This window comes from Psychromonas aquatilis (assembly GCF_038155185.1).
Lineage (GTDB): Bacteria > Pseudomonadota > Gammaproteobacteria > Enterobacterales > Psychromonadaceae > Psychromonas > Psychromonas aquatilis.
The window spans coordinates 1-22,318 of the sequence record NZ_JBAKAZ010000052.1 but is presented as its reverse complement, the minus strand read 5'-3'; the positions used below and the strand labels follow the sequence as shown (position 1 = coordinate 22,318).

The 22,318-nt window shown below is 37.2% G+C and carries 22 protein-coding genes; 2 read left to right on the top strand and 20 right to left on the bottom strand.

Annotated elements, in window-relative coordinates:
- Positions 1 to 922 precede the first annotated feature (922 nt).
- On the bottom strand, positions 923 to 1,660 hold the full coding sequence (locus V6256_RS12265; RefSeq protein WP_341598510.1) for a response regulator transcription factor: 738 nt from the start codon (positions 1,658 to 1,660) through the stop codon (positions 923 to 925).
- Between the two features lie 246 nt (positions 1,661 to 1,906).
- Between V6256_RS12265 and tcdA the strand changes: the two genes are divergently transcribed.
- Positions 1,907 to 2,701: a tRNA cyclic N6-threonylcarbamoyladenosine(37) synthase TcdA gene (gene tcdA, locus V6256_RS12260; RefSeq protein WP_341598511.1), complete on the top strand. Its 795-nt coding sequence runs from the start codon at positions 1,907 to 1,909 to the stop codon at positions 2,699 to 2,701.
- Positions 2,702 to 2,810: 109 nt separating this feature from the next.
- Here the strand turns inward: tcdA and V6256_RS12255 are convergent, their stop codons facing one another.
- From V6256_RS12255 to V6256_RS12210, 10 genes are all read right to left on the bottom strand, one after another.
- Complete coding sequence (locus V6256_RS12255) at positions 2,811 to 7,616, bottom strand: NAD-glutamate dehydrogenase (RefSeq protein ID WP_341598509.1); 4,806 nt, start codon at positions 7,614 to 7,616, stop codon at positions 2,811 to 2,813.
- A gap of 280 nt (positions 7,617 to 7,896) precedes the next feature.
- Entirely contained in the window at positions 7,897 to 8,112 is a 216-nt protein-coding gene (locus tag V6256_RS12250) for a hypothetical protein (RefSeq protein WP_341598508.1), read from the bottom strand.
- Between the two features lie 253 nt (positions 8,113 to 8,365).
- Positions 8,366 to 8,941: a toxin-antitoxin system YwqK family antitoxin gene (locus tag V6256_RS12245; protein ID WP_341598507.1), complete on the bottom strand. Its 576-nt coding sequence runs from the start codon at positions 8,939 to 8,941 to the stop codon at positions 8,366 to 8,368.
- A gap of 524 nt (positions 8,942 to 9,465) precedes the next feature.
- Complete coding sequence (gene groL / locus V6256_RS12240; RefSeq protein ID WP_341598506.1) at positions 9,466 to 11,103, bottom strand: chaperonin GroEL; 1,638 nt, start codon at positions 11,101 to 11,103, stop codon at positions 9,466 to 9,468.
- A gap of 53 nt (positions 11,104 to 11,156) precedes the next feature.
- The gene (locus tag V6256_RS12235) at positions 11,157 to 11,447 is read right to left on the bottom strand and encodes a co-chaperone GroES (RefSeq protein ID WP_341598505.1); all 291 of its coding nucleotides are present in this window, start codon (positions 11,445 to 11,447) and stop codon (positions 11,157 to 11,159) included.
- Positions 11,448 to 11,604: 157 nt separating this feature from the next.
- The gene (locus tag V6256_RS12230) at positions 11,605 to 11,850 is read right to left on the bottom strand and encodes a DUF1107 family protein (protein WP_341598504.1); all 246 of its coding nucleotides are present in this window, start codon (positions 11,848 to 11,850) and stop codon (positions 11,605 to 11,607) included.
- Positions 11,851 to 11,991: 141 nt separating this feature from the next.
- A complete protein-coding gene (locus V6256_RS12225; protein ID WP_341598503.1) occupies positions 11,992 to 12,468 on the bottom strand; it encodes an FxsA family protein in 477 nt (158 codons plus the stop codon).
- An 81-nt stretch (positions 12,469 to 12,549) separates the two neighbouring features.
- Positions 12,550 to 13,689 carry a 3-phenylpropionate MFS transporter gene (locus V6256_RS12220; RefSeq protein WP_341598502.1) on the bottom strand — a complete coding sequence of 380 codons (1,140 nt, stop codon included), beginning with the start codon at positions 13,687 to 13,689 and terminating at the stop codon, positions 12,550 to 12,552.
- A 105-nt stretch (positions 13,690 to 13,794) separates the two neighbouring features.
- Complete coding sequence (locus V6256_RS12215) at positions 13,795 to 14,409, bottom strand: prepilin-type N-terminal cleavage/methylation domain-containing protein (protein WP_341598501.1); 615 nt, start codon at positions 14,407 to 14,409, stop codon at positions 13,795 to 13,797.
- Positions 14,403 to 14,921, bottom strand: a complete 519-nt coding sequence (locus V6256_RS12210; protein WP_341598500.1) for a GspH/FimT family protein — start codon at positions 14,919 to 14,921, stop codon at positions 14,403 to 14,405. The genes V6256_RS12215 and V6256_RS12210 overlap by 7 nt, the downstream gene beginning before the upstream one ends.
- 321 nt (positions 14,922 to 15,242) lie before the next feature.
- On the opposite strand from V6256_RS12210, the gene V6256_RS12205 reads away from it, so the two are divergent.
- Positions 15,243 to 15,428, top strand: a complete 186-nt coding sequence (locus V6256_RS12205) for a DUF3545 family protein (RefSeq protein WP_341598499.1) — start codon at positions 15,243 to 15,245, stop codon at positions 15,426 to 15,428.
- Between the two features lie 165 nt (positions 15,429 to 15,593).
- On the opposite strand, the gene rpoS is transcribed toward V6256_RS12205, so the two are convergent.
- The 9 genes from rpoS to V6256_RS12160 all read right to left on the bottom strand — a co-directional run bounded on the left by rpoS (position 15,594) and on the right by V6256_RS12160 (position 22,062).
- Entirely contained in the window at positions 15,594 to 16,538 is a 945-nt protein-coding gene (gene rpoS / locus V6256_RS12200) for an RNA polymerase sigma factor RpoS (protein ID WP_341598498.1), read from the bottom strand.
- A gap of 95 nt (positions 16,539 to 16,633) precedes the next feature.
- On the bottom strand, positions 16,634 to 17,515 hold the full coding sequence (locus V6256_RS12195; RefSeq protein ID WP_341598497.1) for a peptidoglycan DD-metalloendopeptidase family protein: 882 nt from the start codon (positions 17,513 to 17,515) through the stop codon (positions 16,634 to 16,636).
- An 8-nt stretch (positions 17,516 to 17,523) separates the two neighbouring features.
- Positions 17,524 to 18,105 (bottom strand): YqaA family protein, encoded by a 582-nt coding sequence (locus V6256_RS12190; RefSeq protein WP_341598496.1) that lies wholly within the window; start codon positions 18,103 to 18,105, stop codon positions 17,524 to 17,526.
- A gap of 60 nt (positions 18,106 to 18,165) precedes the next feature.
- Positions 18,166 to 18,912, bottom strand: a complete 747-nt coding sequence (surE, locus tag V6256_RS12185) for a 5'/3'-nucleotidase SurE (RefSeq protein ID WP_341598495.1) — start codon at positions 18,910 to 18,912, stop codon at positions 18,166 to 18,168.
- Positions 18,909 to 19,952, bottom strand: a complete 1,044-nt coding sequence (truD, locus tag V6256_RS12180) for a tRNA pseudouridine(13) synthase TruD (protein WP_341598494.1) — start codon at positions 19,950 to 19,952, stop codon at positions 18,909 to 18,911. The genes surE and truD overlap by 4 nt, the downstream gene beginning before the upstream one ends.
- On the bottom strand, positions 19,949 to 20,431 hold the full coding sequence (ispF, locus tag V6256_RS12175; protein ID WP_341598493.1) for a 2-C-methyl-D-erythritol 2,4-cyclodiphosphate synthase: 483 nt from the start codon (positions 20,429 to 20,431) through the stop codon (positions 19,949 to 19,951). Before ispF ends, truD begins: the two co-directional genes overlap by 4 nt.
- Entirely contained in the window at positions 20,428 to 21,132 is a 705-nt protein-coding gene (ispD, locus tag V6256_RS12170) for a 2-C-methyl-D-erythritol 4-phosphate cytidylyltransferase (protein ID WP_341598492.1), read from the bottom strand. The genes ispF and ispD overlap by 4 nt, the downstream gene beginning before the upstream one ends.
- Positions 21,133 to 21,414 carry a cell division protein FtsB gene (ftsB, locus tag V6256_RS12165; protein WP_341598491.1) on the bottom strand — a complete coding sequence of 94 codons (282 nt, stop codon included), beginning with the start codon at positions 21,412 to 21,414 and terminating at the stop codon, positions 21,133 to 21,135. It abuts the gene before it with no gap.
- An 87-nt stretch (positions 21,415 to 21,501) separates the two neighbouring features.
- Positions 21,502 to 22,062, bottom strand: coding sequence for a phosphopyruvate hydratase (locus V6256_RS12160; protein WP_341598490.1), 561 nt, complete (start codon positions 22,060 to 22,062; stop codon positions 21,502 to 21,504).
- Positions 22,063 to 22,318: the final 256 nt, after the last annotated feature.

Sequence of the window (22,318 nt, the reverse complement as noted above, 5' to 3'; positions counted from 1 at the left end):
GCTTGGCTTTTTTGTATCTGCGTTTAAGTAAGAAACTACGTCTATACCTACAAGACGAAAGACATGAAAACTATCGTTGAAGCGTCTAACTAAAACCTGTTTCAATAAGTTTCAATAAGTTTTAATATAAGCCAAGCTCTCGCTTGGCTTTTTTGTATCTGCGTTTAGGTAAGAAACTACGTACGTTATGAAAACACGAAAGACATGAATACTATCGTTGAAGCGTCTAACTAATCAAAACAATTAGTTAAGCAACGAATATTATTAAGCCAAGCTCTCGCTTGGCTTTTTTGTATCTGCGTTTAGATAACAAACTACGTCTATACCTACAAGACGAAAAACATGAAAACTATCGTTGAAGCACCTAATACCAATCTGTAACATTAACTGGTCAGTTTCATCCAATCCCTAAAGCACATACTTTTTCACCCTTCGAGGCCTTCACTTAGATAGATACTCACCCATTGATTAACGCTAGGTCTACTCACTTTCAGGAACCTTGCTTTGACTTTGGGACGGTGGGCGAATTAAGCGCTAGCTTAGTTTCATGAATGAAGGAGCTCTGCGACTCCTTTTTTTAGCCTCCCTTGTAGATGCAGCTAATAAAAAAACACTTCGCTCTTTACCTTGTTGCATTTTACTTAGATGAAGTTTGTTTTGGTTTTTTACTTTAATGCAAGCAGGGAGACTAAAGTCACGGCCCCGAAGCGAACGTCAATACTACTCCGCTTAAATAGTTACTCACCTATTCATTAACGCTAGGTCTACTCACTTTTAGAAACTGAGCAATTTGGGTTCGTGGATGGTCATCTTGAAAATATGCTAAAGCCAGTAAACGCGTTTTCATTTGTAATGAAGCTTGCTTACGGGCAAATACTTTAAAATCTGTCTTTTTTATATGCTCTACCTTGAGTTGCTTTTATTAAGCGACACCAGCTAAGCTAAATTTATAGCCAACACCAAATACCGTTTGAATAATATCAGGGAAAACCTTATTTAAAGAATTAGGTTGACCAGCAACTAACTTGTTTCGTAGACGATTAATATGGGTGCTGACTGTTTGCTCATATCCACTATGCTGATATCCCCAGACTTTATCTAATAACTCAGCACGGGAAAAAACATGATCAGGCTTTTGTGCCATAAAGCTTAATAAATTAAATTCAGTTGAGGTTAATACTAAGTTTTGATCACGTAATATCACTTCATGTGTTACTTTATTAATAAGTAGTTGCCCATGGCAAATAGCATCATTTTCAGAGACCACTGTTTCGGATTTAATTTCTTTTAATAAATGTACTCTACGCAATAATGCTTTTACCCTAGCTTGCAACTCTCTGACATTAAACGGGTCAGCAATATAATCATCAGCGCCTAGCTCAAGACACAATAACTGCTGTAATTCAGGTACTTTGAAAGTAACCATTAAGATAGCTTGTTCTTTATTCACTGCTTTTATCTTTTGGCAAATATCTAGGCCAACACAGCTCGGCATATTAAAGCCTAAAATCAACAATGAAAAAGGTTGCGATATAGCCATTTCCAAACCATCTTGATAACTACTACAGTGTGTCACTTTCACACCAATATCTTGCATATGCTCAATTAAGAACTCAGCAATCGTCAAGTCATGCTCTATAATTAATATGTTATCTGACATTACCCTTCTCACTCAAAATACGTTATTTCGTAACAACCTTGTTATTAAGACCTGTGAAAAAGAAATTATTATTCATTATTGTGAAAATATTTTATTTGCGCTTTGTTTTTATATAAAAACAGCGCTGATGTTAATCGCTAAAAGACCTTTATAGCTTTAAAGCAAGGTGATTGATGAATGGTTTTTACATATCAAATAGCTGCACGTATAATCTCGCTTCCAAAACCAATGGGAGCTAACCAGCCGATGAACGAACAATACGAAAACCGCTTTGGTGGAATTAAACGCTTATATGGCACCACAGCCTTACAAACATTTCAAAACAGCCATGTTTGTGTCGTAGGCATTGGTGGTGTGGGCTCATGGGTAGTTGAATCTTTAGCGCGTTCAGGTATCGGTCAAATAACCCTAATTGATATGGATGATTTATGTGTCACCAACACTAATCGTCAAGTACATGCGTTAGCTGAAACTGTAGGGCAGCAAAAGATTGAAGTCATGGCAGAGCGCTGTAAACAGATCAACCCTGATATTGTGGTTAACTGTATTGATGACTTTATCGATAAACAAAACTGTTTTGATTATCTATCGAGCGATATGGATTATATCTTCGATGCTATCGATAGTATTCATGCTAAGGTTGCTTTAGTTGCGCATTGTAAACGCAATAAATACCCATTGCTGACCTGTGGTGGTGCCGGTGGACAACTCGATCCAACACAAATCCAAATCGCTGACTTAGCACGTACCATACAAGATCCCTTAGCAGCAAAAGTGCGCTCAGAGCTGCGTCGTCACTTTAACTTTACCACCAACCCAAAACGTAAGTTTCGCGTGAACTGTGTATTCTCAACGGAACAACTTAGTTACCCAGATATGAACGGTGAAGTGTGTAAAGAGAAAGCTGAATCAGATGGTAATATGAAAATGGACTGTGCAAGTGGCTTTGGGGCATCAACAATGGTTACTGCTAGCTTTGCTTTTGTCGGCACTGCTTTTATTTTGAAGAAAATAGCAGAGAAAGCCAAAAATAATCAGTAATCTAATAAGCCTCAATCAAGCTGTATATAAGCTATAAAAAAAGCGATGTTAAATTAACATCGCTTTTCTATTTTAAACACTCAAAGTGCTTTTGGGTTACTCAAAAACCTTAACTTTTAGACAGATCTAATAACTCCCTTAATGCAACTTGGCACATACTAAACTCAGGAATACTCACACCTGATAACGCCTCAACCATTTTATGCCAACGGTTTGCTAAGCTTTGGTGTTGAGATTCCCAGTCACTATATGCTTGTTCAACATCTTGCTCTTTGATAGTTGAAACCACGGCTCTAGTAATACGTTTTTGCTGCCACTCTAAATCATCACGCATTGCCTCACGTGCAAGTGACTGCCAATGGCTATCAACTGGTAGCAGATTTAGCTGTCTTGCAATATCCGATAGCTTCAACTGCTCTTCAGAGTAGAAATAAACACGTGCAGCCAATTGCGGATCAATTTTAAGGCCCATTGCCACATCAATAATATTCAATAGAGAATATGATTGCTCTGTGTTTGTTAATTTCACCGCAAGTGGTTTCGGTACACCCGCTTCTTCTGCTTGTTGCAATTCAAGCTGACGCTCTTGCAGACTTGCTTCGCTTAATAGTTTAGGTAAGTTTAATTTCACCGCGTCTAAAGATGCTTGATAGTTTGCAATCAGTTCTGCACAATCCAATTGCTCTCTATGTCGTCTCACAATCCAACGTGTAGCATGGCGTACCATACGTTTTAAATTGCACATTAGCGTTGTTTGTACATCACTTGATATTTGATTATCTAACGCTTCAATTTCAGCTAATAAAGTCGGTAGATTGAAAATATCGCGTGCAGCAACCCAAGCTTTAGCCAATTCTAAGAAAGAACACCCGGTGCTAGACATAATGCGATAAGCAAAGGTCGCCCCCATTACATTAAACAGGTCATTACTCACTTGTGTTGCCACAATTTCAGATAATAACGGATGTTCATGTATTTCATTTTGGTAAGATTTAACCAATGCTTCAGGGAACACTTTTTCAGCTTCTTTAGCCAAATAACCATCTTCAGCAATATTTGCTTTTGCTAGCATCTCTTTCATTTCGTTTTTAGCGTATGACAGCATCACTGAAATAACCGGTCTGGTTACTCCATTACCCGCGTTTTTAAGCTCGGTGATCTCTTCATCACTTGGGATATATTCTAACGCTCTATTTAACTTACCCTTCTCTTCCTGGCTATTAATCAAACCTCGGAATGATTCAATATTTTTATGCCCTTGGAAATAAGATAAGCTAATACTTTGTGCTTGACGATAGTTGTTATGTAACACTAATCCAGACACTTGCTCAGTCATTTTTTGTAACCAAACATTACGCTGCTTAACGGTTAAATCACCTTTTGATACCAACTTATCCAATAGAATTTTAATGTTAACTTCTAAATCCGAGCAGTTAACCCCCGCGGCATTATCAATAGCATCAGTAAAACATTTCCCGCCATGTACTGAGTATTCAATACGCGCACGTTGTGTCATGCCTAAATTACCGCCTTCACCAATCACTTTACAACGTAATTCAGAGCCATTCACACGTAAACTATCATTGGCTTTATCACCTACATCTGCATGATTCTCTTTTTCGCTTTTAACGTAAGTACCAATACCACCATTCCAAAGTAAATCGATCTGCGCCTTAAGCAATAATGAGATCAGTTCTGTTGGTGTTACTTTTGTCGCTTTAATATCGAATGCTTTCGCCATTTCAGCTGAAACAGGAATTGATTTAGCTGAGCGTTCAAAAACGCCACCACCAGCTGAGATTAATTTAGCATTATAATCACTCCAACTGGTTCGTGGTGTATCAAATAAACGTTGGCGCTCTTCATAACAAGCATCTAACTCTTGAGGGTTCGGATCAATAAAGATATGTAAATGGTTAAACGCCGCCAGTAATTTGATTTTTTTAGAACACAACATGCCATTACCAAACACATCACCAGCCATGTCACCTATCCCTATAACGGAAATAGGTTGCTCTTGAACATCAACGCCTAGCTCTCGGAAATGACGCTGAACACTAATCCAAGCACCTTTTGCGGTTATCCCCATTTTTTTATGGTCATAGCCATTACTGCCACCTGATGCAAAAGCATCATTTAACCAAAAGTCTCTGTCAGTCGCTAATTCATTAGCAATGTCAGAAAAAGTCGCTGTTCCTTTATCAGCGGCTACCACTAAATATGGATCGTCATTATCGTAACGAACCACTTGTTGTGGAGGAATCAAATTACCTGCTTCTAGGTTATCTGTAATATCCAATAACGCACTAATAAACATTTTATAACAGCTAATCCCCTCTTTCATGAAGGCATCTCTGTCCATGGTTGGGTTCAGGTATTTAGCAACAAATCCGCCCTTAGCACCAACCGGTACAATAACCGAGTTTTTTACTTGCTGTGCTTTTACTAACCCTAATACTTCTGTTCGGTAATCTTCACCACGATCCGACCAACGTAACCCGCCTCGAGCAACACTGCCTCCACGTAAATGAACCCCTTCAAATCGCGGAGAATACACAAAGACTTCATAGCTTAGGCGAGGTAATGGAATGTCGCTAATTTTTGCATGATCAAATTTAAAGCTGATGTAATCTGCAAATTCACCATTGTTTTGTTGAAAGTAATTACTGCGAATCGTCGCCATAATTAATTCTACAAATTTTCGTAAGACGCGATCTTCATTTAAGTTACTGACATTGTTTAACGACTCTAAAATAGCCTCTTCTAAAGCGACCTGCTTATCCAAGCTAATGGTTTTATTAGGATTAAATCGAGCATGAAATAGATCGACTATTTGTTTCACGAAGCCACTGTGGTCCAATAATATTTTCGCTATCGCAAAATGACTGAAACCAAAGCGGATCTGTTTCATATATTTAGCATAAGCGCGTAACATCGCGATATCACGCCAATCAATACCTGCGCCTAAAATTAATTTATTAAACGGGTCATTATCAGCTTGTGCATACCAAATAGCTAAAAATGCCTCAGAAAATAGATCGCGGTAATTCTCAGGGTCAAAGCCATTATCGTTCACATACAGCAGTGTAAAGTCATATACCCAAAAAACACTCTCACTTTTAGGGGAAACTTGATATGGGTACTCTTGCGCAACCTTTAAACCGAGGTTTTCTAAAACAGGGATTAAATCAGATAACAATAACGCGCCATCTTGATGGAATAACTTTAATTTTAAACCACTACTATTACCTTCAATAGAGCGATAAAAACGCAAGCCCATAGTGCGATCTTCAGATGCAAATAATGACTCTATTCGCGCAATATCGGCGACTGCAATACGTGAGCTAAAATTAGCTTGGTAACTTGCCGGGAAAGCCGTTTCATACTTACGCGTTAATTTTATAGCCGTTTCTTCACCGTGATTTTCAATTAGCGACTCTTGCAACTCTTCATGCCAAGCTTTGGTTATTTGCTGCATACGGAGCTGAATCGCATCGACTTCTAACTCACCTTCAAAAGGTTTATCAAGATGAATCACCAAACGTAAACGTGCTAGATTGGATTCACTTAGGTAGGTCTGAAAGTCAGTATCCCCAATATTCATAGTACGTGATAATAACTCAACAAACTTAAGTCTTACTTCAGTGTTGTACAGGTCACGCGGTACATACAATAAAGCGGTTACAAAGCGTTTATTACCGTCAGTTCTTAAAAATAATTTAAGCTGTTTTCTTTCTTGCGCATGCAACACAGCAACGACATTATTTAATAAGGTTTTTTCATCACATAACAATAAATCTTCAACCGCATAAGTTGATAAAATCTGAGTTAACTCTTTGTAATAATGCCCGCCTAAACTTAATCCTGACTGCTTGAGAATATTACTAATTTTATGGCCAATAACAGGGATACCTAATGGACTTCCACTATAAACCGATGAGGTGTAAAGCCCGACGACTCTGAACCCACCTATTAGCTCCCCTTTTTTATTAAACTGCTTAATATAAACAACATCAGGGTAAGCAACACGGTGGATCATCGCTCGTTGTGAAACCTTGCTAAAGTGTAATAACGAAGGTTCATTTAATTCACCTAGACAATCAAAATGGCTTTTATCTGACATAAAGTCACTGCGCTTCAATAGCCCTAATGAGCTATCCTCAGTCATTGTGATGGTATTATTTTTGACAGTGAAATGATCACAACCAAGGAAGGTAAAGTGATCATCGAGCATCCATTCTAAATAAGTTTGATGCTCCGTAAACTCAGGCTTATTTTTGATATCAGCACTTTCTTTTTGGCTGATTTTTATCGCATTTTTTACGTTATTGATCATCGCCGTATAATCATCAACGACTAAAGAAACATTCGCTAAGGCTTTTTCTATACTTTGTTTTATTTTCAACCGCTCAGAAGAAGAACTTGTTTGATCAATTTCAATATAAAGTAATAAGTCGGTATTCTGATCGTTAACATCAACAACATCGGCATTGAGCTCTTTTAACTTACCTGTTGCCGTACGCTCCGTACAAAGCTCACTATAAAATATACGGTGTAGTTTAGTATTATGAGTATTTAAAGTAATCTTTATCGTATCAATAACAAAAGGAATATTACGGCTTAACACCGTGATAATAGAATGGCTTGATTGCCACTCTTCTTGTTCGACATCCGGATTAAATACGTTTACTTTTGCTATCTGGCCTTTCCAATGACGTACTTCACGCCATAACGAAACGGTTAAACCCGCTAAATCATCTGGTTTAATGGATGTTAAATCGACAATGCTAACATCTCGATAAATACCATTAATAAAACTGGCTAATAACGATTGCTCTCGCACCGGAAATTGTGCTTTAAGTTGTGAGAATATTTGCTCTAATATGTCGGTTTTTTGGCTTGTTTTTATATTCATATACACCTACTTACAGGGAAAGGTTAACGACCTAATACAAGGCTAAGTGAAAAAAACAAATAAACAACAAGAAAAAGCTATAAGCTTCTATTAATACACAAAAAAATGGCAAAAATGCGACGAAGGAATCAGAAGAGATTTTTAAATGAATCGGCATCTAACAAGAAGTACTTTATAAAACTCAAAATTTAAGAAAAGCTGCTGAAAAATGAATATAAAAGCCGTTAGAAATGACGGATAAAGTAACCTTAATTAAGGCTATCTCAACACTGCCTGAAACTTATCCAAATTTCCCCTTATAAGAGCGTCCCTCAAGAGTAAAATGGCAAGGCGTTCCAATGGGATACACTAAACGTTTAAAGGTGAAGTGCTCACCAGAAACTGCACGACAGGTATCACTAACCTTTACTCCTTCTGAATTAGTCCAAGTTTTAGCCAGTACAACACCACCAAAACTAAGCTTAATCATAAGTGCAATAATATAGAGTTTATGCATACCAATCTCCTTACTGTATAAATAACATACAAAATAGAGTCATTACTTTTATACACTCAGGAGTAGTAAATAACAAGGAAAACAGCGTTACTTTGAAGCAGTATTTTGGATTAACTGGGTAAGAATAGGTGTTGAATAACGAAAGACTATGGTTCTTTATTTATCATAAGCCCCGATATCTGTATGTTCCAAGGGGAGAAAAAGAAAAATTTAATTCCCCCCTCTTTAGGGCATTGTTACGAAAATTGAGTTTTTATCGCTCCCAGCGATCGACTTCCTTGCCATTTACATAGTTAATTCGTTCTATGAGAACTCCTGACTGGTTATATCCTTTGGATACTCCTTCTTGTTTACTGTTCTTGTAGTTCGTTTCCCGTTTTAGCTCGCCACTCTCGTAATACTCTTTTAATACGCCTTCTAATTTACCGTTCTTGAAGTTCGCTTCCGCATTTAGAGCGCCATTCTCGTAATAGGCTTTAGTTACCCCTTCTTGTTTACCGTTCTTGTAGTTCATTTCACGTTTTAGAGCACCACTCTCGTAGTAGTTTTTTGTTAGCCCGTCTCTTTTATCACTTTTGTAATTTTCTTCCCGCTCTAGAGCGCCATTCTCGTAGTAGGCTTTAGTTACCCCTTCTTGTTTACCGTTCTTGAAATTCTTTTCACGTTGTAGAGCGCCGCTTTCGTAGTAGTTTTTTACCCCATCTACTTTGTCGTTCTTGTATTCTATTTCCACCTTAATAGCACCACTCGCGTAATAATCTTTTATGACTTCAGCTGAAGCATTAAGTGATAAAAACATGAGCAGAACAACAATTGATTTATTAAACATAATTCGCCTATAAGTAGAGAGTCTAAACCGGACATCCATTAATTTACATTATTATGATGATACGATCTCGGTTATCGAAAAGCTAAGAGAACAATAAAAATTATTCAATTATTGAAAATAATACGTTTAATTTAAAAGAAAAAACTTAAAGGTATCAGTCCAAACCGGACATTCATTAATTTACATAATTATGATGATACGGTTTCGGTTATCAAAAAGCTAAGTGAGTCTTTTATTTATAAACAGCTGAGCCATTTATGAATAGCAGAAATTATCTAATTCAAGGCGCTTTACCAAAACGTTTAGTGTTTATTAAAGCAGTGGTAATGCAATGATGAAATAGATGATTTATGCAACAAAACATCAAACACAAAAAAGCTCACCGAAGTGAGCTTTTAAAATGCTTCATAGGTAGCATTCTGGATAGTAAAAATTGTTTAATTCAAAGCGCTTTACCAAGACGTTTAGTGTTTCTTAACCGAGTGGCAACGCAACGATGAAGTAGACGATTTATACAGTCAGAATTACATCATTCCGCCCATTCCGCCCATGTCAGGCATAGGTGCGGCAGGTGCTGAAGCTTCTACAGGAATATCCGTGATCATACATTCAGTTGTGATCATTAATCCGGCAACAGAAGCTGCAAATTGTAGTGCGCTACGTGTTACTTTAGTTGGGTCTAGAATACCCATTTCTAACATATCGCCGTACTCACCAGTTGTTGCATTGTAACCGTAGTTATCTGTACCTTGTTGTACGTTGCTTGCTACTACTGATGCTTCTTCACCACAGTTAGATACGATTTGACGTAATGGCGATTCCATTGCACGTAATGCTACACGGATACCTACATTTTGATCGTCGTTATCACCTGATAAGCCTTTAAGCAGACCAGCAACACGTACTAGTGCAACACCACCACCGGCAACAACACCTTCTTCAACGGCTGCGCGAGTTGCGTGTAATGCATCATCAACACGGTCTTTTTTCTCTTTCATTTCAACTTCAGTTGATGCACCTACTTTAATCACGGCAACACCACCTGCTAATTTAGCAGAACGCTCTTGAAGTTTTTCTTTATCATATTCAGATGAAGACGCTTCGATTTGTTGTTTAATTTGACCAACACGCGCTAGGATTGCTTCTTGCTCACCAGCACCATCGATAATTGTTGTTTCATCTTTATTGATAACAACACGTTTAGCTTGACCTAGATCTTCAAGTGTTACTTTTTCTAAGTCTAAACCAATCTCTTCAGAAATCACTGTACCAGCTGTTAGGATAGCGATATCTTGAAGCATTGCTTTACGACGGTCACCAAAACCAGGTGCTTTAACTGCAGCTACTTTTACAATACCGCGCATGTTGTTTACTACTAATGTTGCTAGTGCTTCACCTTCAACATCTTCAGCAATAATCATTAACGGTTTTGATGATTTAGCAACAGCTTCTAGTGTTGGTAATAGCTCACGAATATTCGCGATTTTCTTATCAACAATTAGAATAAATGGGTTATCAAGTTCAACAGTACCCGCTTCTTGGTTTGTCATGAAGTAAGGAGATAAGTAACCACGGTCAAACTGCATACCTTCAACCACGTCTAGTTCATTTTCTAAACCTTGGCCTTCTTCAACAGTGATAACCCCTTCGTTACCTACTTTTTGCATTGCTTTAGCAATGATTTCACCAATCTCTAAATCAGAGTTTGCAGAAATAGTACCTACTTGTGTAATAGCTTTAGAGTCAGCACATGGTGTAGATAACTTTTTAAGCTCTTCTACTGCTGCTTTTACTGTTTTATCAATACCACGCTTTAAATCCATTGGATTCATACCCGCAGCGACCGCTTTTAAGCCTTCAGTAATGATAGATTGCGCTAAAACAGTTGCAGTTGTTGTTCCGTCACCAGCAGCATCGTTTGTTTGAGACGCAACTTCTTTAACCATCTGTGCGCCCATGTTTTCAAACTTATCAGCAAGTTCAATTTCTTTAGCAACCGTCACACCATCTTTTGTGATATGCGGAGCACCAAAGCTTTTATCAATAACTACATTACGGCCTTTAGGACCTAAAGTAACACGTACAGCATTCGCTAATATGTTAACGCCTTCTTGCATTTTTAAACGTGCATCATTACCAAATTTAACTTCTTTAGCAGACATGATATTTTCCTTTCATTTTTCTTTTAATTAGAATAAACAGTAATCTTTAACGATTATTCAACAATCGCTAAAATGTCATTTTCGCTTAAGATTAAAACTTCTTCGCCTTCGATTTTTTCAGTTTTTAAACCATAGCCTTCACTGAAAATAACAGTATCGCCGACTTTTACTGCAAGCGGTCTTACTTCACCACTTTCTAAAATACGGCCATTACCCACGGCAATAACTTCACCACGAGTTGATTTTTCAGCAGCGCTACCAGTTAAAACGATACCACCAGCAGATTTAGTTTCTTTTTCTGTGCGTTTTAAAATAACGCGGTCATGTAGAGGACGAATAGACATAATGACTTCCTTTGATAGTTAACGAATTATGTTGTTTAAAGTGATGGGGACAAAAAGAAGCTATTCAAGTCTATTTGTAAAAAAAATTATTAATTTTTTCTTCGTTTGCATAAAAAAACCAGCTTAAAGCTGGTTTTTTTGAGAATCTAAAAGAAGTTTAAATTGAAGCCGGTTTAGATTGTGAAAGTTCTGCAACAATTTTATTCATTTCACTGACTGCAATACGTATTTTTTGTTCTGAACTAACATTCTTATAAGCAACAATTTTGCCCTCTACAATCCTAAAACGTCCTAAGCCTGCAATAAAAATACGCCCGTTGAAAAAGCCTTTTGCAAATTTTGCAATTTGGCGAGGCTGGTACTTTTTAAAAACTCTTAAACTACTCGAACGATTAATCTTCATCTCGTTTCCTTGTCTATTATTTCTCTAACCTATTAATATTTAGTCATTATTTAGCAATAATAGTTCACTAATATTTACTGCGCGAATATTACACAGCGAATATGACAATTTAATTGCAACTAACTAAAAGCATCCTGCTGGTTAATCTTTATCTATTCTCTTATCTTCTTTATGTTCAAACTCACCTTCTATAATCGAATCATCATTAGACGATCGTTGTCCGAAACCTTGACTTGTAAAACCACCCATTGAACCAGCAGAAGTAAATTTAACGTTAGCTAATAGAAATTTAGCAATAGCAGCTCGAATAGTCGGTTGTAGCAATAAAAGGCCACCAAAGTCTGTCACAAAGCCCGGTGTAACCAATAAAATGCCGGTGATAATTAACATCACACCTTCGATCAACTGTTGTCCTGGCATTTCACCAGCAGCCATACGTTCTTGTAGCTTTTGAACTAGCTGTAAACCTTGGCTTCGCACTAAAGCAGAACCGACTAACGCAGTAATAATAACCAATGAGATTGTTGGCCATACACCTAAAAATCCCCCTACTTTAACAAATACAAAGATTTCTAATAATGACATGCCTGTAAAAAGTAAAAATAACCGAGCAAACATAACAACCTCAAATAATTAATAATAATCACTTACTATATTGGGGGTGATTTAATAAAATTCAACCATGCAAGGCTAAAAACATTAGTCATACTTTAATTTATGAATGAGTAATGACGCCGGTAACAAAATTAATGCCATCACTAAAAACACTGTCCCGTCTTCAGGGGCGTATAACCAACCAGACATAAAAGTTAATACCGCCATAATTAACCCTAATGCCACACCCGAATAAACGGTTTGATAACTCACCATTAAATAATCTTTTTGCATCGCAATAAAACGCATTGCCGCTAAGTGTGCTAGTGCAAATGTAAACGCATGAAAGGTTTGTACAAACATTAATAACGCTAAATTAGTAGTTTGGGATAACACCGACCAACGAATAAGCCCTGCCAATAAAGCTAAAAAACACATCTTTTTCACTGACCAATGACCAAAAAGCTTGTCGTTAAAGCGCATTAATAATACTTCAGCCGCCACTGCAATCCCCCATAATAGAGCAACATTAAATTCAGAAATGCCCATGGAGTCCCAATACAAAGCACTAAAAGAGTAATAAGCTGCATGGCTTCCCTGTATAAGACCCATGATCAATATAAAGTAGATAACATTGGGTTGCTTTACCAAAGAAAACAAATTTTGGTCGATATGTTGTGGTGAAGGGGATTGTTCCTGTAACTGTGGACTCAGCTTAATTAAACTTAATAAATAATTGCAAAATACGGCAAAAATCATTAACCATAAAATACTTTCATGGTTAAATGTTTCAATAGACCACCCAACAACTGTAGAGCCGACGATAAAACTAACTGAGCCCCACAGTCGTACCTTGCCATAATTGATTTTAATCTGCTTAACCAGCCGAGTACCAATGATATCGCCAAGCGGAACCATCGGCGCCATTAAAAAGTTAATGAATAAGGTTGCAGCAGCTAAGGCATACCAACCTTGAAAAAAGACCAGTAATAACAAGCAAATAAGTGCAAAGAAAGTGAGATAACAAACCATTTTTAATGGTGCATTAGCCGATTTAAGACGAGGTAATAAACCAATATTGCTAACAAAACGTAATACCAAACCTAATGAAAACAAGGTGCCTATTTGCTCAGGGCTAACCCCTTTACTTGCTAACCATGTCCCCCAAAAAGGGAGAAATATTCCCCAGATAAAAAAGAAACAAACAAAATAGGAAGTGATCCAGGATTTAGCAGCAATATTCAACTTTAAACTCCATTTAAAATTATATAGTTAGATGCTAATTGTAGCGCTTATAGGACATAAGAATATACTAATAAATATAATTAAAAGGACAGCTGATCATACTTATTAAGGCTCTGGATTTCTGGCTTTTACTCTAGTGGTCATTTGATATCGGTAATCGTCATCACTAGCAAGTTCTGCGCTGATACTTATATCAACACTGCGAAACCTAGCGAAGGAGTGAACCGATACACTTTCATTAAAATAGAGTAACGTTATTTTTAAAAATTTGGGATCGGACAAGTTATACCAAAGACCGCTATTAAAGCACTGACTGGCTTGTTTATTTACGTGACGTCCGAATTGCAGGTTCATTTGATCTTGCGAGTAACGAAACCCCATGTAATGGGAAGAGCTAATCGCTAAGGAATGATCATAATTATAAGCATAAACAATACAGGCCTTTGTTTCACTATTATAGGTATCCACAACCTTATTACTATTGGCCCCAACCATAAATTCCTCTCCGCCATATCCCGCTCGACGAATATCATCTTCCATCAATGCAACCAGCCCTTGTAAGTCAGTACGTAATTGTGAAAATTGTAGGGCTTTATAACCAGCACTTACATTGGAAACATATAAACCAACCACCATGCTCAACAGTAGTGAACCCAGTAATAATGCAATGAGTATTTCAACAAGGGTAAAACCACCTTTTAAAGATTTAGTCGTTAACATTGCTTGTACCCCATATAGTCTTGATCTGGGGCACATATTCTTAACCTCATCGCACTTTGAATAACAGATAATTGCTTACCTTTACTATTGGTAAAAGTAATTGAGCCAGTTTCAACCGAGAAGCGTAAAGGACCATAAGAAGCTTGCGAACCACTAAACCTAATATCGCCATCATTAATCGTTAAATGCGGACCATCAAAAAGCTCGTTAACCATCTCTAGCTCACCAAGCAGACAAGACTGAGGCGTAAAACAATCACATCCAGATGCATCACTTATCCCCATTTTCCATAACTTATCTTGCTCACAAAATTGCACATAAACTCGTTGATTACGCTTAACAGCCTCACTTTTAGCAAACTTCAATGTGTAATAAACCTGCTTAACGACATGCGATATAGATTGCTCTGCAAATAGCGATTGATAGGAGCTGGTTGAAACCAATAAAAGGATACCTAGGATAAGCAAGGTGATTAACAGCTCTATTAAGGTAAACCCTTTTGTAATAGTCATTTCTATCAAACCTCCTTCAGCAACAAAACAAACTGCTACTATCAGAATAGGACAGATATACAAATAAGGCTTTTAGATACGCTTAATTTAATGGGGAAAGTAAGGTGATTTTGTTTATGAAGGAGAATAAATTGAAATAGCTAAAAGACGTGCTAAGCACAAAATATAAACCTATTTTTTGGCAGAGAAAAAGTATTCTACATAATCAGAAAGATCAAAAAAGTTATTAATAACCGCATTAAACGTCATAAAATTGTCATACAGCCGCATTAAGGTATCCCTGTAACCAATCAGATTGAAACGCAAAGTTAAGGAGATACCATGCAACAGAATCAATTTAATGATAACGACATCAATGTAGATAACTTGTACGCAACTCCAGTAAAAAGAAAACCCAAACCGCGTAAATGGCGTGAAATTGAAGATATCAAAGCGCAACTATCTTTGGCGAAAGAGCTACGAGAAATCGATGCCTCTTTTAGCGTCTCTCAAACTGAATTAATTTAATATGTAGTAATACAAGATCAGCACTGCTGATCTTGTATTTAAACAATAACCGTTAAGTTATAACAAAGGTCTTTATCAAAGTATGAGTACTAGTCTATTTAATGTATTAACTTTCATTTTTAAATAGCCATCTCTGCTATTACAGAGCTCATCTTGATTATGTTTTTAAGCCTCGTCTTGAAAGATATAATCGACTGTCAGCCCTTGTTTAGACAAAATAACATGTAACGCCTTTAGTGCTTCTACTTGAATTTGGCGCACCCTTTCTCTAGTAAGACCGATCTCTTGTCCTACATTCTCCAACGTATCCGCTTCATACCCGAGCAAACTAAAACGTCTTGCTAACACTTCACGTTGAGTTGGCGCTAAGCTTTCTAACCAAGTAATAATATGCAACTTCATATCTTTTCTTTGCAATTTTCCTTCTGGCGTAGCGTTACTTGGGTCTGGGATAATATCTAACAGCTCTTTATCTGTTCCATTACCGATACATTTATCAATGGAACTAATCCCTTCATTTAACTTTAATATTTTATCCACTTCTTTAGCACTAACATCCAGTTCCTGTGCTATCTGTTCAGGTGTTGGGTCATATTGAAGTTTATGAGCTAACTCTTTACTGGTTCTTAAATAAGAATTTAACTTTTTAACAATATGAATAGGTAAGCGAATAGTGCGGGATTGATTCATAATCGCTCTTTCTATATTTTGACGCACCCACCAAGTAGCATAGGTTGAAAAGCGAAAGCCTTTTTCGGGATCATACTTTTCAACACCATGAATTAAGCCTAGGTTTCCCTCTTCAACTAAATCTAAAAGCGATAAACCTCGATTAGTGTAGCGACAAGATATTTTTACAACGAGGCGAAGATTACTTTCAATTAAACGACGACGGGATACCTGATCTCCTCTAAGTGCGCGACGGGCATAATAAATTTCCTCCTCTGCAGTTAGTAATGCTGCTGAGCCTATCTCACCTAAATAGAGCTGTGTTGCATCAGGGGCTTCATACTTATGAGTCGCCTTGGCCTGTTTAGCTTTCAAAGGCTCAGATAATTCATTAGCGACATATTTTTTAGGTTGAATATTTTCCTTGATAGTATCGGCCATGGTAACACTCCTTTTACCTATATTTGGGTTAGATAACCTAGATAAATAAGCCATCTAACTTTCTATAATATGAGTAAGTTAGTGTGTTATAGCACTCACCTTTTAGGTAGGTAACGTAATGGGTCTACAGATTTTCCTCGGTAACGAATATCAAAATGTAAATAGACGCTATCCGTTCCACTATCTCCCATTTCGGCTATTTTTTGGCCTAATTTTATCTGATCATTTTCTTTTACAAGCAACTTTTCATTATGTGCATAAGCACTTAGGTACTCATGATTGTGTTTGATGATAACTAGATTGCCATACCCTCTTAATCCATTTCCGGCATAAACAACCTGACCAGCAGCTGCAGCATATACAGGCGTACCACGACTATTAGAAATCGAAATACCTTTCATCCCTTGAGTTGAACTAGCAAATGATTTAATTAATTTACCTTTGCTAGGCCATTTCCAAACAGATGCTGTTTTATCAATGGGCTGTGTTTTACTCGGCTGTGTTTTAAGTGAGCTTTCCTGAGCTACATTTTTAGAGCTTTTCTGAACTGCGTTTTGGGAACTCTTCTTAACTACCTTTTTAGAATAGGACGTTGTCGGCTTTTTCTCAATTTTTTTAGTCGTCTTTTTTTGACAACTTTGAGCTGTACAAGCAGAAGATGTTTGTTTTTTAACTTTTTGTGAAGTTGATTTAGTACTTTTTTTGCGGAGTTGTAAAACTTGACCTTCTTTAATGATATAAGGTTTTTTTAAGTTATTGCGTGCTATTAACGTATTAACATTCATTTTTGCACGCCAAGCTATCGAATAAAGCGTATCACCTTTATGGACAGTATAATTTAACTGTCCAGGTTTAATGGTTTTACCCTTTGCAACGTACGAAGAGGTTTTATTAGATTTCACATCATAAACAGGTGCTCGTCCGGTAGACGAACACGCCGCTAACAAAAATAAAATCGAAAGTAATAAATATTTCACTTTAGTAACTAATGTTTTAATGAAAAATATAAAACAACCACTGCAGCAATTGTTAACCAACCAAGTATATCGATATACTTAACTAGTTTATCTTCCATTCTAACTCCTCCTAATACCATTAAGCTCGAAACTAAAAAAAAACGTAATGATCGACCTACGATTGCAATGCCTATAAATGGCCAAAACAGCATCCCCATAATGCCAGCAGTAATGGTAAATACTTTAAATGGGATCGGTGTGAAGCTAGCAATAAAAATAACCATTATCCCCCATTTATCAAACCAAGATTGGGCAACCAACATCTTGTCTTGATACCCCATCATTTCAATAAAAGGTAATACGACAGGGTCATACAAAGCACTCCCCAAATAATAACCACATGCGCCACCTAATACAGAAAACAATGTTGCAAATAGTGCATATTCCCAAGCTCGCTTGGGTTTTGCTAATGCCATTGGCGCAAGCATAATATCAACAGGTATCGGCCAAAAAACAGATTCAATAAAAGCGGTAAAATACAAATATATTGGTGCGTACTTATGTTTAGACCACTCCATTACTTTTATATACAAAGGCGTAAATATTTTCAACAGTAATTCTCTTCTCTTAACTAAGCTTAATAGCCGTTATAATAAATAAGCAGGCGGGATTTATAGTAACGTTAACCATTGTTCTAAAATTGGTAATTGTGCTGTTGCCGTCAAATCAACTTTAATTGGAGTCATGGATACATAACCTTGCTCTATTGCATTAAAGTCAGTCCCTTCACTCGCATCATCAAGTTTACCTGGAGGCCCCACCCAAAAAATTTCTCGTCCTCTTGGGTCAACACTTTGTTCAACCATTTCAGCTTGGTGGCGCTTACCTAATCGAGTGACTTTAATTCCTTTGATTTGCTCAAAGGGTAAATCAGGAACATTAATATTAATCACTTGATGGTGCGGTAATGGTGAACTTAATAACTTTTCTACTATTTGTGCCGCGTAACGAGCAGCGCTTTCATAATGCTTATCACCAGCCAAAGAGACAGCAACAGCAGGTAACCCTAAGAATCGCCCTTCCATTGCAGCTGCGACAGTACCGGAGTATAAAACATCATCTCCCATGTTTGCCCCTTCATTAATGCCAGAAACCACTAACTCAGGTGTACTTTTACACAGTTTATTTAACGCTAAATGGACGCAATCTGTCGGTGTCCCGTTAACTGAAATGTAACCATTAGACATGATGTTTTTTCTAAGCGGTTGCTCTAACGTTAAAGAATTACTGGCACCACTATGATTCCTTTCAGGGGCAACAACTAATGTCTTTACCTGTGGAATTTGGCTTAAATATTGTTCTAATATTGATAAACCTGGCGCTAAGACACCATCATCATTACTGACTAATATCATCATACATTTATCTCAACAAGCTCACGAATAATGCTCGTTGCATAACATCCTGATGGTAAATAAAAGGCAATACTTACCGTTTCATCATCCAACCATTTGTAGCTAAATGCGTCAGGTATCAATAAAAGTGGTCGTCGCTCTTGCTTTAACCCTTCTTTCGCTAGCCCTTGTTGTAAGTCAGCAAACTCCTGTAAACAAGCCAATTCATATTGTTGCGCTTGATCTGTGGAAGTTAATTCCCCTTTCCCCCACAAGGGTGCTGTTAAACAGACCTCACGATCCGTTAAACGTTGCAAAGTCTGTGTAGATAAATCTGGTAAAGGGAAAAAAGAACGATTTGCGACAAATTGTACGCAATCACCTAACATCGCAGTAGACTCTAGATTATCTTTGATACGTTCAGAGATCACGCGGTTAAACAGGTAACTTCTTGCAGCACTCAAATACATACCACGTTTAAATCTATCTTTAACACGTCGCCCATTAAATAACTGCACTGCAGCATTCACATTATGACCATTATAGCCAAAACGCTGATTACCAAAATAATTAGGAACACCCTGCTGTACTTTATCTAATACTAATTGTAATGCAGGCTTATCAGAGACTTCACGCAAAGTAATATTGAAGTAATTCCCTTCTAAACACCCTGTACGTAGCTTTTTATTATGGCGGATAACTTTTAAAATGGTCACGCCTTCCGCTTCAAATTGAGAGAAATCCGGCGTCACCTTACCTGGGATATATAATGAGAACCATTGATAAGTTTCAGCTTGGCGATCTTTTAAGCCAGCATAACTGACATTCTTTGCCATAATTCCTGCAAACTTAGCTAACTGCCTTGCTAAATAATCAGTATTTTCACCGATCTTTTTAATCCACAGACAAACATGCTCACCTTCGCCGGTAAGTTCAAAGCCTAGCTTTTCTTCTACAACAAAATCTTCACAGTGCTGTTTAAAACGAGCTTGGCAAACAGGTTTGCCATATAAATAATTGAAATCGAGAGAATATACCTTCTTCTCCTCATTAACTTCACTCATGAATCAGCCTTTAATAACAGTACAACAGCGTGACTAGAAATACCTTCTTTACGTCCCATTGGACCAAGCTGCTCTGTAGTCGTCGCTTTCACATTAATATTGCCAGCGTCAACGTCTAATAAACGTGTTAGTTCTGCACACATTTGATCGATAAAAGGCGCCATCTTAGGTGCTTGTGCAATGATGGTTATATCTGCATTGCCAAGGCGGTAGCCTTTTTCTTTAGCTTGTTGATACACATTTAATAGTAACTCTCGACTATCAATGCCCTTATAAGCAGCGTCATTATCAGGAAAGTGTCTGCCGATATCGCCTAAGGCCAAAGCACCTAAAATAGCATCACATAGTGCATGGATAGCGACATCCCCATCAGAATGCGCAAGTAAGCCTTTTTCATAAGGGATTTTAACACCGGCGATAGTAATAGGTCCTTCACCGCCAAATTTATGTACATCATAGCCATGGCCAATACGGATCATATTTTTTCCTTAACGAGAGAGTTAAATTTTGAAAGATAAAATTCAGCTAATAATAGGTCTTCGGATTGCGTTACTTTTAAATTATCACTACGGCCTTCAATAATAGTCACTTGGCCGCCAGCTAACTCAATAGCCGATGCTTCATCTGTGATTAAATGCTGCTGTTGCACACCTGAAATGGCATCTATCAATTGTTTGTTGTTAAACATTTGTGGTGTTAATGCATGCCATAGGTTTTCACGATCTACGGTTTTCTTTATATGATTAAATTGGTCACTACGCTTCATGGTATCGCGGACACGGTAAGCTAACATGGCACCACTATTGGTCTCACGAGCATGAGCCATTAATTTATCGATATCACTGCTTTGAATACAAGGCCTAGCAGCGTCATGCACCAAAACATAGTCTGTTTCAGGTAAGGCTTTTAACGCACTTAATACTGAATCAACGCGCTCTTTTCCGCCTTTAACAACAGTTAATTTAGGATGTGTTGCAACCTTTAAATGTGCAAACCATTGGTCATCTTCAGAAACAGATACCACGACTCGCTGTATATCAGCATGTTCAATAAAAGGTTTTAAGGTATGTTCAATAATGGTGCTATCTAATACCGTTAAATATTGCTTAGGAATATCTGCTCCGACACGTTTACCAATGCCTGCAGCAGGAATGACTACAGAAAAACACGGATCGCTCATTTAATTTTCACCCTTAGGTACAATGCGAAAGAAAGTCTCACCTTCTTTAATCAAACCTAGTTCATTACGAGCACGCTCTTCAATCGCTTCAATACCTGTTTTTAAGTTATCAATCTCAGAGAACATAATTTGGTTTCGTTTTTGCAACTCTTCATTACTCGCAGTGGCCAGCTCAACATCTTTTGAAAACTCGCTATTGTCCTGTAATCCATTCTTTCCGAACCATAAATGATATTGTAATAAAGCAAATATAAAGATAAAAATAAGCAGTAATAAACGCATGTTAGTAACTCAGTATTTAAAAGATTAATAATCCCATATTAATCCAAAGATTAAAATAAACTCAATACTATCAGAAATAAGGGGATCTTATTTTTTCCAGAAAAAGAAATGATTTTCAAGTTCAGGAAACAAAGGATTAATAAACAGTTTATGAATCATGATACAGCCAACAATACCTTTAATGACGATCATCTGTTCAATTCCTAATAGATAATATGCATACCCTCCAATAAAAGCTGATAACAACATAAAAGTTTGGAAGAGTCGCATTTTTTTCACACTTAAAGCAACCAGTATAACGGCAAAATCAATCCAGGTTAATAATAAACCTAATGAAGGATTTGCTAAGTAATCATTCACTGAAAAGTAAGTGGCATAAGTTAGAAATAAAATCATGACAACTAAAATAATACGGGTGGTCTTAACAGAGAGTTCAGTAAAGTCACAGATATAACGATATAAAGTAACATTACCAACCACTAAATTCAGCAGTACCTTAGGCATTACACCAATTAAAATTCCCCAAACAACATCATTAAATACTGATAGAAATGATGCTAATCTCATGTTCTTCATTTTATTGAAGATCAATAAAGAGATATAAAAAAATACGCTTGTCCAACCAAGTATGTCGATAATTAAAGGCATGTTAATTCCCAGGGGAGATCTAAAAAGACGCGTATTTTACGCATACTTTATTAAATAAGATATGCTTTAAAGCTGATTTACAAAAATAGTGAATCAATCATCCTTATTGGTAAACTCCCCTACAACGACCTTGCTTCCTTTAAGTAAACAACAGATATTGACGTTCGCTGCGAGGCGGTGACTTTAGTCTCCCAGCTTGCGTTAAATCGAAAGACATAAACAAAATTCATCGAAGGTAAGTATGGAAAGGTAACTG